The sequence below is a fragment of the Cryobacterium sp. MDB2-A-1 genome, assembly GCF_004402675.1.
Lineage (GTDB): Bacteria > Actinomycetota > Actinomycetes > Actinomycetales > Microbacteriaceae > Cryobacterium > Cryobacterium glucosi.
Window position 1 is genome coordinate 368947 of the sequence record NZ_SOFK01000022.1, and the last position, 12475, is coordinate 381421.

The following is a 12475-nucleotide window of genomic DNA, read 5'->3' on the forward strand; positions in this document are numbered from 1 at the left end:
AGCAGTTTCTAATTGATAACTAAAAGAAAGTAAGCGAAGATAGGGTTATGACATTCGAGACGCCGGCAGACCGCGAGCTGCTCCCGCAGCACCAGCGCAGGGAGCAGATCCGCCGGCTCGTCGACGAGCGCGGCTTCGTGCGGGTGAGTGAGCTGCGCGAGGCCTTCGGTGTGTCCGGGGTCACCGCGCGCGCCGACCTCGACGCCCTCGAGACGGAGGGGCTCGTGCACCGGGTGCACGGGGGAGCGGTGCCCGCGCTGGCCCAGGGGTCGACGCTCGCCGCGGACACAGAGCCCTCTTTCGAAGAGTCGCTCGGGGCATCCGTGATACCGAAGCAGCAGATCGGGGCGCTCGCCGCATCCCTCGTCGTGAGCGGGCAGAGCGTGATCCTCGACGTCGGCACGACCAACCTCGCCATCGCCCGTGCCCTGCTCGCCCGTTCCGAGCTGAGCGACGTCGTCGTGATCACCAACGGGCTCAGCATCGCCCTCGAGCTCGAGCCCGCCATCCCGCGCTTCACGGTGATCGTCACGGGCGGTTCGCTCCGGCCGTTGCAGCACTCCCTCGTCGAGCCGCTCGCCGCGACCGTGCTCAGCCAGGTCCACGCCGACCTCGCCTTCATCGGCTGCAACGGCGTCGACGCGGGAGGCGGGGTCACGAACATCAACCTGCCGGAAGCCGGCGTCAAGACCCTCATGCTCCAGGCGGCGACCCGGGCGATCGTGGTCGCGGACGGCTCCAAGCTCGGCCGGGTGCACCTCGGCAGGGTCGGCCCCCTCGATGCCTTCGATTCCCTGCTGACGGATGCCGCAGCGCACCCCGATGCGCTGGCCCGGCTCCGCGAGGCCGGACTCACCGTGCTCCAGGGCGAATAGGCTGGTCCCATGCGCGCAGCCACCGGAACCCAGTACGAACTGACACACGAGACCCCGGACGGGCGGGCCACGGCGACGATCACCGAGGTCGCCGCCGGGATCCGGGCTTATGCCCTGAACGGCATAGACCTCGTGGAGACCTTCGCTGCGGCGGTCGAGCCGCCGATGTCCGCGGGCATCGTGCTCGTGCCGTGGCCCAACCGCATCCGCGACGGGATCTGGCGGCACGGCGAGGACAGGCAGCAGCTCAGCATCACCGAGCCCCTCCTGAACAACGCCATTCACGGACTCCTCCGCTTCACCCCGTATCGCCTCGTCGAGCGGGACGCTGCGGCGGTGACCCTCGCCGCGACCGTGTTCCCCCAGTCCGGCTTCCCGTTCCAGCTCGACACGAGCGTGACCTATGCCCTCACCGACACGGGCCTCGAGGTCACCCACACCGTCCACAACGTCGGCACAGAGAACGCCCCCGTGGCCATCGGCGTGCACCCGTACCTCAAGATCGGCGACGTCCCCACAGAGGACCTCGTGCTGCGCGTCGACGCGGACACGCACCTCGAAGTGGATGCCCGGCTCAACCCGACCGGTGTCGACACCCCGGTCGGCGGCACAGGCTACGACCTCCGTGCCGGTGTGCGCGTCGCCGATCTCGCGCTCGACGACGCCTTCGGCGGCGCCGGACGCGAGCACTCGCTCACCGCTCCGGACGGCCGCAGGGTCACCGTCTGGGGCGACGAGAACATGCGGTACGTGCAGGTCTTCACCCCGACCGAGTTTCCCGTCACGGCGAGCGATGGCGCGAGCCCCATGCCCGGCCGCGCCGTCGCGATCGAGCCGATGACCGCGCCCGCCGACGCCTTCAACTCGGGGGCCGGCCTCCGCTGGCTCGCGCCGGACGAGTCCTGGACCGTGCGATGGGCCATCCGCCCGACCGGATTCCAGGCCTAGGCTCGCATCCATGGCGCTGACGCGCGAACCGACGCCGGGCCGGTCGACACCCGGTCGGCCGAAGCCCCGCGGCACCAGGCGGCGCCGTACCGCCGTGCTTAGCCCCGCAGACGCGGCCCGGCTGGTGGCGCTGGTCAGGATGAAGCGGCTCGCCCTCGCGCTGCTCCTCCTGATGGCGCTCGTCTTCGCGGTCTCGTTTGCGCTGCAGGATCGTATTCCCGCACTGCACTACGTCAGGGCCGCCGCCGAGGGCGGCATGGTCGGCGCCCTCGCCGACTGGTTCGCCGTGACCGCGCTGTTCCGGTATCCGCTCGGCCTGCGCATCCCGCACACCAACATCATCGCGAGCCGCAAAGACGAGATCGGCGCGAGCCTCGGCGAATTCGTGGGCACCAACTTCCTCTCCGAGCAGGTCGTCCGCGGCAAGCTCGACTCGATCGGGGTGTCCAGGAGACTCGGCACCTGGTTGAAGCAGCCAGACAACGCCAGCAGGCTCACCGAGGAGATCTCCGTCGCCGGCACCGGGCTGCTCACTCTCCTGAGCGACGACGCGATCAAGGACCTCATCGAGACCGTGGCGCGCGATCACCTCGTGCGTCCGGAGTGGGCGCCGCCGATCGGCAGGGTCGGCGCGCGCCTGCTCGCCTCCGGGCAGCAGCACGCGGTCGTCGACCTGCTCCTGGATCGCGCGGAGGCCTGGCTCGAAGCCCACCCGGAGGCCTTCGGAAAGGCCGTGTCCGCTCGGCTGCCCGGCTGGCTCCCCGGCTTCGTCGACCGCCTCGTCGACGACAGGGCGCACCGCGAGGTACTCGGGTTCGTCGCCGCCGTACGGGCGGATGCCGCGCATCCGCTTCGCGAGGCCATCGACCGTTACCTCGTCGAGCTGGCCGACGACCTCGAGCACGACCCGGCGATGATCAACCGGGTCGAGACCCTGAAGCTCGAGCTCCTGGACAGCGCCCGCCTGCGCGAGTTTGCGAGCGAGACCTGGGAGGCCGTGAAGGTGTCCCTCGTGGCGTCGCTCGGCGACCCGTCGAGCGACCTGAGGGACGGCATCCGTGCGACCGTGATCGAGGTGGGCGAGCGGCTCGCCGGCGACGGCGCGCTCGGAGGGCGCATCGATCGCTGGATCGCCGACTCGGTCACGTACCTCGTGCGGACCTACCGGGACGAGATCGCCGGTGTCATCACCGAGACGGTCGAACGCTGGGATGCCGCGGAGACGAGCGAGAAGATCGAGCTGCAGGTCGGACGCGACCTCCAGTACATCCGGATCAACGGCACCGTCGTCGGCTCTCTTGCGGGGCTCGCGATCTTCGCCGTCGCCCAGGCCGCCGTCACCCTCCTCTAAGCCGAGCGTCTAAGCAAAGTACACCAGAGCAGAGCGGAGCCTCCGTGGCCCGACGCGGCGAGGCCCCGACCGGTATCACCCGGTCGGGGCCTCGCCCGGTCACGGTGGCTGCTCAGGCGGCGCGGCGCAAGCGGGTCGGCGCTTCCGTATCGAGCGGATGCCGCGTCCCGGTCGGTCGTGCCTGCGCGCGTGCCGCGGCGGTCACGATGCCGCCCTGCGGGATCCGGATGTCACGGTCGACGACGGCTCCGCTCTGTACCCGGGCGCCGTCTCCGATCCGGGAGTGGCTTCCGAGACGGGCGGCCGCGCCGATCACGGCGTCGACGCCGACGTGCACGTTCTGGCCGATGAAGGCCCGCGCTCCGACAAGGGCGTTGTGGTCGATCCAGCTGCCCGGTCCGATCCAGGCCTCCGCACCCACCTTGGCTCCGCTCTCGACGTATGCCGTTCCGGAGATGAAGGCGGACGGATCGACCCGCGCCCCGCCGGAGACCAGTCCGCGTCCGTTCGCGTGCCGGCGGTACTTTTCGATGGTGCCGGTTTCGGTCTCGACTTCTTCGTTAATTCTTTCCACGTGCGACCTCCTTGAATTGTCGCGTCACCCCGCAGCTCCCGCTCCGCTGTGTGCCCGCAGCGCGCGTGGCGCGACTGCGGAGCGACAAGTCTGGCGGCTGAGCCCGAGTGCTGACCGTGTCAACGCTGTGTGCTCCCCGAGAATTCCCCGGGCGGTCGCCCGGCCTGCCTCCTGGAGGCGACGCCCGCAGCCACGGTCGCGACACCGATCGTGATCAGGGCGCCGAGGATCAGAGCGGCCGCCTCGCCAGGCGCAAGCAGCTTCAGCTGGGTCCCGATCGTCGCCGCCGCAACCGGCACGCCGAGCTGGGCGGCCGCAAGCAGACCGTACGGCAGTGGCAGGCCGAGCAGCCGGGCCGAGGCATGCGCGACGACGGCGCCGAGACCGAGGACGAGACCGAGCAGGACCATTCCGGGCCGGGTCAGGAGGTCGAGCACGTTGAGCGAGGCGCCGAGCCACACGTAGAAGAGCGGCCCGAGGAAGCCGTCGGCGATCGCGAACAGTTGCCGGGCGAGGCGCCTCGGCTCTCCGACCATCGCGACGGCCAGCCCGAAGGAGAACCCGGCGAGCATGATCGAGACGTGGCTCACCACCGCGAGGGCGGCGAACGCGAACAGGATCGTCAGCTGCACCCGCAGTTCGAGGGCGAACTTGCGGTCCTCGGACACCCGGTGCAGTCGGAGCCGGGCGCCATTCTTCTCGAGTCGCGACAGCACGAGATACAGCAGCGCCGCGGATGCCGCGACCGCTGTGGCGCCGAGCGCGGCCGAGCCTGCATTGGCCGGGTCGATCACGATCGGCAGGGCGACGATCGCAGCGACGTCGGCGATCGCGACCTGCGCGGTCACCTGCAGCACCGACGGGCCGGTCAGTTTCAGCGAGTCGATCACCGGCAGCACGAGCGCCGCAGACGACGACGCGAGCAGCACCGCGTACAGCGGCGCATGGCCGGTACCGAAGAGCACCGCCGTCGCCACGCCGAGCACGATCGCGATGCCGGCGGCCAGACCGGCCCTGGCCGTGCCCTTGCCGAGCGCCGAACGTATACCGGCATCACGCACCGGAACGTGGGTGCCTGCCACGAACATGATCAGTGCGAACCCGACGTCAGCGAGCAGGGTCAGGGTCGGATCGCTCGAGTCGACGAGTCCGAGCCCGGTGCGGCCGACGAGGATTCCAGCGAGGAGCTCGCCGAGCATGACCGGAACCCGCCAGCGCTGCGGGGTCGCCAGCAGCGGGCCGAGCAGGCCGACCAGGGAGATGATCGCAAGGGTCTGGAACGTCATCGGGGTGTCCGGACAGGCAACCGGCAGTGCACCATGGGCGCGGTTAGAGCGTCAGGTCCGCCAGCTGAACCGGGATGTCGGTGTTCTCGTTCGTGAGGTACGTCGCGCAGACGCGGTGGTAGCCATCCGCGATGTGCAGCGGAACCGCGGCAGGCAGATTGCCGCGCACGAGCAGGATCGGGCCCAGCCGGCGACCCTCGCGGATCAGCCTGAGGTAATTGGCGACGTGCGGGTTCTCCGGCGTGAGCAGGGGGAGACCGGCGGCGCGCAGGATGTCCTTGGCCTTGTGGAAGGTGATGGGCGCTGCCTCGAGGGCGAGCGAGGTCGCCTCGACCGCGTGCTCGTTCACGAGCAACCGCAGGTAGTCGGCCGCCTTCGGGTAGTTCTCCGGGATGGGCTCCTCGAGCCACTTGACCTTCCTGGGCATTGCGACTCCTCGTGCCGGGCATCCGTTGGTGGGGCGATAGCCTGAGCGTAGTACGAATGGGTGTGCCCATTCGAGCGGCTCGGGCCGATGGCCTGAGGATCGGGAGAAGACACGTGCGGCGAGAGAGCGGTCCAACGGCGGCCTCGCTGATCCCGCCGTTCGCCTACGTCACGTCGGCCGCCGGCTTCGTCATCGTCATCAGCGGCCTGGTGGATGCTGCGACCTCGGCAGGGGGCGGGCTCGGCTCGCTGTGGACCTGGCTCTGGACCCTCGTGGCCGCCGTCGTCTCCGCGCTGCCCGTCGCGTTCGGAGCCCGCTTCCCGCGCTGGGTCGGGCTCGCGGGAACCCTCGTGTTCTTCGCGGTGACCGCGCTGCAGATGGCGGTCTCGACTGCCCCGATCCTGTCGGTGAACAACCTGGTGCTCTACCCGATGTTCGCCTGTTATCTCGGCTGGTTCTACCGTCCGTTCGTGTCGCGACTGGCGGTCGGATTCGCGTTCGGGGCCTCCGGCATCGCGCTCGCCGTGAATCCCTTCGACGCCGTCCAGATCACCTGGGTCAACCTGGCTCTCGCGTCGCTCTTCTGCCGGGAGGCCGCTGGGTATCTGCGGGCCAAGCTCGACCGGGAGATCACCACCGACCCGCTCACCGGCGTCCTGAACCGGTCGGGGCTGGATGCCCGTCTCGACCTCGAGCTCGCCAGGGGAACGCGTACCGGGCAACCGATGACCGTCGCGATTCTCGATCTCGATGACTTCAAACGCCTCAACGACGAGCACGGGCATGCGGAAGGGGATCGCGTGCTGGTGGCCTTCGCGGGCTGCCTGAGACGCAACACGCGACCCTATGACTCGGTCGTGCGCCTGGGCGGTGATGAGTTCCTGCTGCTGATGACGTCCACGACGGTGGAGCAGGCCAGGGAGATGCTCGCGCGGATCTCCGCACCGGGCGGTCTGGACTGGTCGTCGGGACTGGCAGAAGCCCGCCCCGGAGATGACGCCCACAGCATCCGCGAGCGCGCGGACCAGGAGCTCTATGCCGAGAAGCGGCGCAAACGGAGCGGCCGCATGGGAGTCAGCGGGGGCTAGGCGAGCCCGCCGTTGGTGAAGATGACCTGGCCGTTGACCCAGCGGGCGGGGCCGGCGAGGAACGCGACGGTCTCGGCGATGTCGGTGGGCTGGCCGAGCCTTTCCAGGGGGACGGCCGCGGCGAGGTTCGTGATCGTGGCCTCGTCCTTGCCGTTCAGGAACAGGGCGGTCGCGGTCGGGCCGGGGGCGACCGCGTTGACGGTCACGTCCTTGCCGCGCAGTTCACGGGCGAGGATGAGCGTGATGCTCTCGACCGCGGCCTTGCTCGCCACGTAGGCGCCGTAGCCGGGGAACTGGGTGCGGGTGACGGAGGTGGAGAAGTTGATGATCGCTCCGCCCGGGCGGACCCGGCGGGCCGCCTGCTGGGAGATCACGACGGTGCCACGGATGTTGGTGCGGTAGATCCGGTCGAGGTCGGCGAGGTCGAGGGTCGCGATCGGCGAGAGGAGCATGATGCCTGCCGTGTTCACGACGACGTCGATCCCGCCGAACTCCGCCTCCACCGCGTCGAACGCGGCCGACATGGCTCCCTCGTCGGCGACGTCGCCGCCGATCGCGATGGCGCGGCCGCCCGCGGCCTTGACCGCGGCGACGGTCTCATCGGCTTTCGCCTGGTTGCCGGCGTAGTGCACGCCGAGGGCGAAGCCGTCGTCTGCAAGTCGCTCGACGACGGCGCGTCCGATGCCGCCGGACCCGCCGGTGACGAGGGCGACCCGGGAGCCCTGGATGGTGGGACTGGTGCCGATGGTACTCATGGGGGATTCGCTTTCTGTTGCACTGCGGTGGTGCGCGCCCTGTTTCGGGCGCGACGGATGACGCCCCGGCGGGACGCCTGAAGACCTGCGGTGGGGCTGGCTGTCAGTCGGAGGGCGACGAGGACTGGATGCGCTCCAGCCATTCGTCGAGCAGCCCGGCCTCGCGGCCCGTGAAGAGAGCAGGGGGCAGGGTGGGACGGCTCGTGCGGAGGGTGATCGCCGCAATGCGGGCGGATTCGCCGGCGTCCGGAGCGGGCGCGGTGTCGGATACCAGCCCGCCGAGGACGATGTCACGCATCATCGACGAAATGGCCGGGTCGGGATAGAGCGCAGGGCGGAGGATCAGGGCGAGAGCGACTCCGGTATTCGCCGCCATCACCACCCGTGCCGCGATCTCAGGAGCAACGCGCAGCCGTCCCTGCGCGGCCAGGCGTTCGAGCACGCTCTGGAGGAGTCGCATGGCTTCGTTCGCTGATTCCGCCTTGGCGACGGATCCTGACCCGAACAGGAGCCGGTAGGCGTTCGGCTGGGCGAGGGCGAACGCATTGTGGCTGTCCCAGCCGGCCCGCAGGTCGCTCAACGGATCGGCGGATTCCTCGGCTGCGCGCTTCATGCCCAGGTACTGGTCCCAGACCTGATCGACCGTGGCCGCGAGCAGGCCCTCCTTGTCGCCGAACAGCCGGTAGATGACCGGTTGCTGCACTCCCGCCGCTTCGCACACGGCGCGCGTCGAGATGTCCCCGCCAGGGGACTGCGCCAGCAACTCGGCCGTCGCGTCGATTATCACTGATCGTGTGCTCATGTGACTGACGCTAACACGAGAGTGTTATCACCGCAACCGCTGCGCACATACTGCTGCTAACACAAGAGTGGGCCCCGTCGGGCTCGAACCGACGACCCAAGGATTAAAAGTCCTTTGCTCTACCAACTGAGCTAGAGGCCCGCGGTAAATAATCTACCGTGGATTCGGGCAAGGTTTTTCTGGGTACCGTGGGGAGGGTCCCCTCACGGACGGATTCGCCCCGCGAGGCCCCACCAGACACGCACCCAACACGCACGAGTCACGCACGAGACACGGAGGATTCGATTGGCAGAGGACTTCCACAAGCCCACCCAGTTCTCGGGCAGCAAGTTCGAATCCTTCGAGGGTGGCCAGGATCCGGCGGCAATCAGCCGCGTCGCGCACGAGACCGCTCATGCACTGCTCGCCCGGGTGCGGAACGACCCCGATCCCGAGGTCGTCGAGCGCCTCGTCGCGTACACCGACGAACACGGTATCGACGCGGTCGCCGAGCTGTGGTCGCGCGCAACGCCGCGCAGCCTGCCCGGCGCGCTCTGGCGGATCTACCTCGTCCGCCTGCTCATCCGCCAGGATCCTGAAGGCACGTCGTTCCTCTACCAGCGCGGCACCGAGGTCACCGTGGCGATCGACCCCGTCATCGCCGGAGCCGCCGCGCCGACCGGACCCGCTGAGATCATCGCCCTCGCCGACCAGATCCTCCGCGGCATCTTCACGGGCGACTTCGCCGTCGCGCTCGACCGTGCCGCGGCGTTCTGCCGGGTCATCGCAAGCGGATGCGCGAGTGTCGCCGACGACCTTGACGCGACGGAACTCGCCGCATCGGGGGTGTCCCGCGCCTCAGAGCTGACCACTCGCGCCCTGCGGTTCTCGACGACGGCCCAGGAGTTCGGATCGTGCGCCCGGTTGTGGCGCAGCGATTCGCTCGACTAGGAATAAACATCCGTCCTCGTCGTTTACACTGGATGCTGGTCGGGCCGCAGTAACCCCGGGCTCCAATATTCGCCGCTCTGAGCGGCCTCGCGCCGAGAGGCGTTCTGCGGCCCGGCCTTCAGCCTTTTCTGACCAATCCATTTCGTGTTCGGCGCCGAACACTAGTCATGGAACGGGATAAGACCTGACATGCTGGTTCTCATGACTGCTGACTTCGCCGCTGACACCGAGTCGACAGCGCCTCCCTCAAAAGAGGAGCTGCTTACCCGGGTCGCCACTGGCGACCAGGCGGCCTTCGGGGAACTGTACGACCAGATGGCCCCTCGGGTGCTCGGTCTGGTCAAGCGCCTGCTCATCGACCACGCCCAGTCGGAAGAAGTGACCCAGGAGATCTTCCTGGAGATCTGGCAATCGGCGACGCGGTACGAGCCGGCGCGTGGCGGGGCTTCCACCTGGATCATGACCATGGCGCACCGTCGTGCGGTCGACCGGATCAGGTCGTCGCAGGCCGGCCGCGACCGGGACACGAAGATCGGCATCCGCGACCTCGCGGTTGCCTACGACGACGTGTCCGAGACCGTAGAAACACGAATCGAGCATGAAAGGGTGGAGAAGGCGATGTCCAGACTGACCGAACTGCAACGCCAGGCGATCAGTCTTGCCTACTACGGGGGCTTCAGCCAGAGCGAAGTCGCCGCCCAACTGCATATCCCGCTCGGGACCGTGAAGACGAGGCTCAGGGACGGGCTCATCCGCCTTCGCGACGAACTGGGCGTGGCATCATGACCGGCACCGAGAACACCGGCACCCCGGAGCGCAACCCCGGCGAGCTGTCCGGCGCCTACGCGCTCAACGCCCTCGAGGCCAGGGAGCGCGCCGCCTTCGAGGCGCACCTGGAGTCCTCCGAAGAGGCCCGAATCGAGTCCGCCGAACTGAGCGACACGGCGGTGGCCCTGGGTCTCGCGACCGCCCCCGTGCAGCCCTCAGCCGCCCTCAAGGCCTCGCTGATGGCGAAACTCTCCTCGACCCCGCAACTCGCCCCCCTCGCCGGGCCGGCGAGCACCCGGACAACAGCACCGGCAGCGGATGCCGCCCCCGCGGCTCCCGGCCTCGCCGCCGTCCCGCCCGTTCCCCCGTCCGCAGCCGGCGCGGGCAGCCGCTCGGTTTCCGGCGCGAGCGCAGCAGAGCGGGCCAGAAAGCGCTGGTTCCAGCGCCCCGCGAGCCTGCTGGCCGCTGCGGCCGCTGCGGTCGCCCTGTTCATCGGCGGTACCTTCGTCGGCCTGGGACTGGCCGGCACCTCGGGCACGTCCGATTCCTTCGCGGCCCAGCAGGCGGCATCCCTCGCCCAGCTCAACGCGGCACCCGACGTGCAGCGCGCCTCGGCGACGACCGCGGACGGCCACCAGGCCACCCTGGTCTGGTCCGATACGAGCAGCCTTTCGGCGCTCGTCGTCGACGGCCTGCCTGCGCTTTCCGGCGACAAGGACTACCAGCTCTGGTACATCGGAGCCGGGGGAGCGGTCTCGGCCGGTCTCCTCGACACGAGCGTCAGCGCGAGCGGCGGAACCGCCTGGCGGGTCCTCGACGGCAGCCTCACCTCAGGCGACACGATCGGCATGACCGTGGAACCCAAGGGCGGCTCGAAGCAACCCACCACGACGCCGATCGTGGCCATCCAGAGTTCCTGATCCGCAACTAGGCTCGGGGCATGACGCTGCCATTCACCCTTCTGATCGACCCGGTGCCCGCCGATTCCGCCCAGGCGGACTTTGCGGGCACCTTCCACGAGATGGATTCGGCCGCTCCGGCTCTCCGGGTGGGGGAGCTGAGCACCCAGCGCGGTGACGGCATCTTCGAGACCCTCAGCGTCGTCGACGGGCACCCGCAGGAGGTCGAGGCGCACATCACCCGCCTGAGGCACTCGGCGGAGATCTGCGACCTCCCGGTGCCGAACCCGGCGCAGTGGCGAGAGGCCATCGCCTACGCGGTGGCGCGGGTTCCGCACGAGGGCGAGCTCGCCCTCAAGTTCGTACTCAGCCGCGGCGTCCAATCCGGGCCTGCACCGACCGCGTGGCTGCACGCGACCCGCGCGCCGGACCACTCCGCCGCGCGCGAGAACGGGGTGCGGGTGATCACCCTCGACCGCGGGTACCCGCGCGGGGTCGCCGAGGTCGCCCCGTGGCTGCTGATGGGTGCGAAGACACTCAGCTACGCGATCAACATGGCCGCCCTCCGCGAGGCGCGGCGCCGTGGGGCCGACGACACGATCTTCCTCACGCACGACGGCTACGTCATGGAGGGCCCGACGTCGAGCGTGGTCATCCGTTCGAACGGCGTCTACGTGACGCCGGCGCCGAGCGGTGCGATCCTGCACGGCACCACCCAGCAGAGCCTCTTCGAGCACCTCAGGGAGCAGGGCGAACCGGTGGAGTACCGCGACATCACGGTCGCGGAGCTGCGGGCGGCGGATGCCGTCTGGCTGTTGTCGAGCATCCGCCTGGTCGTGGCCGTGACCGAACTCGACGGCCTGCCGCTCGCGACCGACCTGCCGCGCACCCGCGTCTTCAACGCGTACCTGCTCGGCCGCACCGACTAGACCGCCGAAGCGGTCGGGGCAGGCGCGGGTTTAGCCGAAGCGACCGGAGACGTAGTCCTCGGTCGCCTGCACCGACGGGTTGGAGAAGATCGTCGTGGTGTCGTTGTACTCGATGAGCTTGCCCGGCTTGCCGGTGCCGGCGATGTTGAAGAAGCCGGTGCGGTCGGAGACCCGGGATGCCTGCTGCATGTTGTGCGTGACGATCACGATCGTATATTCGGCCTTCATCTCCTCGATGAGGTCCTCGATCGCGAGGGTGGAGATCGGGTCGAGGGCCGAGCACGGCTCGTCCATCAGGATCACGTCGGGCTGCACGGCGATCGCACGGGCGATGCAGAGCCGCTGCTGCTGGCCGCCGGAGAGGCTCGAGCCTGGCTTGTCGAGGCGGTCCTTGACCTCGTTCCAGAGGTTGGCGCCCTGGAGGGACTTCTCGATGAGGGCATCCGCGTCCGACTTGGAGATGCGGCGGTTGTTGAGCTTCACGCCGGCGAGGACGTTGTCGCCGATCGACATGGTCGGGAACGGGTTCGGCCGCTGGAACACCATGCCGACCTGGCGGCGCACGAGTACCGGGTCGACGCCGGGGCCGTAGAGGTTGTTGCCGTCGATGAGCACCTCGCCCGTGACGTAGGCGCCCGGGATGACTTCGTGCATCCGGTTCAGGGTGCGGAGGAAGGTGGACTTACCGCACCCGCTCGGCCCGATCAGGGCGGTCACCGTGCGGGGCTCGATCGTCAGCGTGACGTTTTCGACAGCGAGGAACTTGCTGTAATAGACGTTGAGGTCGTTGACTTCAATGCGCTTGGACATGTGATCCTTCGAGTTGCGGCCAGCGGCCGGGTG

14 protein-coding genes and 1 tRNA gene are annotated in these 12475 nt (G+C 69.1%); 8 read left to right on the forward strand and 7 right to left on the reverse strand.

The features are described 5' to 3' along the window. Nucleotides 1–47: 47 nt before the first annotated feature. From E3O39_RS06685 to E3O39_RS06695, 3 genes are read left to right on the forward strand one after another with little or no spacing between them, the layout of a single operon-like run. On the forward strand, nucleotides 48–875 hold the full coding sequence (locus E3O39_RS06685; RefSeq protein WP_134449998.1) for a DeoR/GlpR family DNA-binding transcription regulator: 828 nt from the start codon (nucleotides 48–50) through the stop codon (nucleotides 873–875). Nucleotides 876–884: 9 nt separating this feature from the next. After that, nucleotides 885–1823, forward strand: a complete 939-nt coding sequence (locus E3O39_RS06690) for an aldose 1-epimerase family protein (protein ID WP_134449999.1) — start codon at nucleotides 885–887, stop codon at nucleotides 1821–1823. A gap of 10 nt (nucleotides 1824–1833) precedes the next feature. After that, entirely contained in the window at nucleotides 1834–3174 is a 1341-nt protein-coding gene (locus E3O39_RS06695; protein ID WP_134450000.1) for a DUF445 domain-containing protein, read from the forward strand. Nucleotides 3175–3286: 112 nt separating this feature from the next. On the opposite strand, the gene E3O39_RS06700 is transcribed toward E3O39_RS06695, so the two are convergent. The 3 genes from E3O39_RS06700 to E3O39_RS06710 form a co-directional block, all read right to left on the reverse strand. Further along, nucleotides 3287–3748: a hypothetical protein gene (locus E3O39_RS06700; RefSeq protein ID WP_134450001.1), complete on the reverse strand. Its 462-nt coding sequence runs from the start codon at nucleotides 3746–3748 to the stop codon at nucleotides 3287–3289. Between the two features lie 119 nt (nucleotides 3749–3867). Next, the gene (locus tag E3O39_RS06705; RefSeq protein ID WP_134450002.1) at nucleotides 3868–5034 is read right to left on the reverse strand and encodes a cation:proton antiporter; all 1167 of its coding nucleotides are present in this window, start codon (nucleotides 5032–5034) and stop codon (nucleotides 3868–3870) included. 43 nt (nucleotides 5035–5077) lie between these two features. Continuing rightward, the gene (locus E3O39_RS06710) at nucleotides 5078–5461 is read right to left on the reverse strand and encodes a hypothetical protein (RefSeq protein ID WP_134450003.1); all 384 of its coding nucleotides are present in this window, start codon (nucleotides 5459–5461) and stop codon (nucleotides 5078–5080) included. 113 nt (nucleotides 5462–5574) lie between these two features. Here E3O39_RS06710 and E3O39_RS06715 point away from each other — a divergent pair, with 113 nt between their 5' ends. Further along, nucleotides 5575–6549, forward strand: a complete 975-nt coding sequence (locus E3O39_RS06715) for a GGDEF domain-containing protein (RefSeq protein ID WP_166787423.1) — start codon at nucleotides 5575–5577, stop codon at nucleotides 6547–6549. Here E3O39_RS06715 and E3O39_RS06720 read toward each other — a convergent pair. From E3O39_RS06720 to E3O39_RS06730, 3 genes are all read right to left on the reverse strand, one after another. Continuing rightward, on the reverse strand, nucleotides 6546–7304 hold the full coding sequence (locus E3O39_RS06720) for an SDR family oxidoreductase (protein ID WP_134450005.1): 759 nt from the start codon (nucleotides 7302–7304) through the stop codon (nucleotides 6546–6548). The two genes, E3O39_RS06715 and E3O39_RS06720, sit on opposite strands and share 4 nt — an antisense overlap. Nucleotides 7305–7407: 103 nt before the next feature. Beyond that, nucleotides 7408–8106 carry a TetR/AcrR family transcriptional regulator gene (locus tag E3O39_RS06725; RefSeq protein WP_134450006.1) on the reverse strand — a complete coding sequence of 233 codons (699 nt, stop codon included), beginning with the start codon at nucleotides 8104–8106 and terminating at the stop codon, nucleotides 7408–7410. Between the two features lie 68 nt (nucleotides 8107–8174). After that, a tRNA-Lys gene (locus tag E3O39_RS06730) sits at nucleotides 8175–8247 on the reverse strand. 144 nt (nucleotides 8248–8391) lie between these two features. On the opposite strand from E3O39_RS06730, the gene E3O39_RS06735 reads away from it, so the two are divergent. The 4 genes from E3O39_RS06735 to E3O39_RS06750 all read left to right on the forward strand — a co-directional run bounded on the left by E3O39_RS06735 (nucleotide 8392) and on the right by E3O39_RS06750 (nucleotide 11632). Beyond that, nucleotides 8392–9036, forward strand: a complete 645-nt coding sequence (locus E3O39_RS06735) for a DNA-directed RNA polymerase subunit beta (protein WP_134450007.1) — start codon at nucleotides 8392–8394, stop codon at nucleotides 9034–9036. A 201-nt stretch (nucleotides 9037–9237) separates the two neighbouring features. After that, nucleotides 9238–9822 carry a sigma-70 family RNA polymerase sigma factor gene (locus tag E3O39_RS06740; protein WP_241975328.1) on the forward strand — a complete coding sequence of 195 codons (585 nt, stop codon included), beginning with the start codon at nucleotides 9238–9240 and terminating at the stop codon, nucleotides 9820–9822. Beyond that, the gene (locus E3O39_RS06745; RefSeq protein ID WP_134450009.1) at nucleotides 9819–10724 is read left to right on the forward strand and encodes an anti-sigma factor domain-containing protein; all 906 of its coding nucleotides are present in this window, start codon (nucleotides 9819–9821) and stop codon (nucleotides 10722–10724) included. Before E3O39_RS06740 ends, E3O39_RS06745 begins: the two co-directional genes overlap by 4 nt. A gap of 20 nt (nucleotides 10725–10744) precedes the next feature. Beyond that, a complete protein-coding gene (locus E3O39_RS06750) occupies nucleotides 10745–11632 on the forward strand; it encodes an aminodeoxychorismate lyase (RefSeq protein WP_134450010.1) in 888 nt (295 codons plus the stop codon). A gap of 30 nt (nucleotides 11633–11662) precedes the next feature. On the opposite strand, the gene pstB is transcribed toward E3O39_RS06750, so the two are convergent. Further along, a complete protein-coding gene (gene pstB, locus E3O39_RS06755; protein ID WP_134450011.1) occupies nucleotides 11663–12442 on the reverse strand; it encodes a phosphate ABC transporter ATP-binding protein PstB in 780 nt (259 codons plus the stop codon). Between the last annotated feature and the right edge of the window lie 33 nt (nucleotides 12443–12475).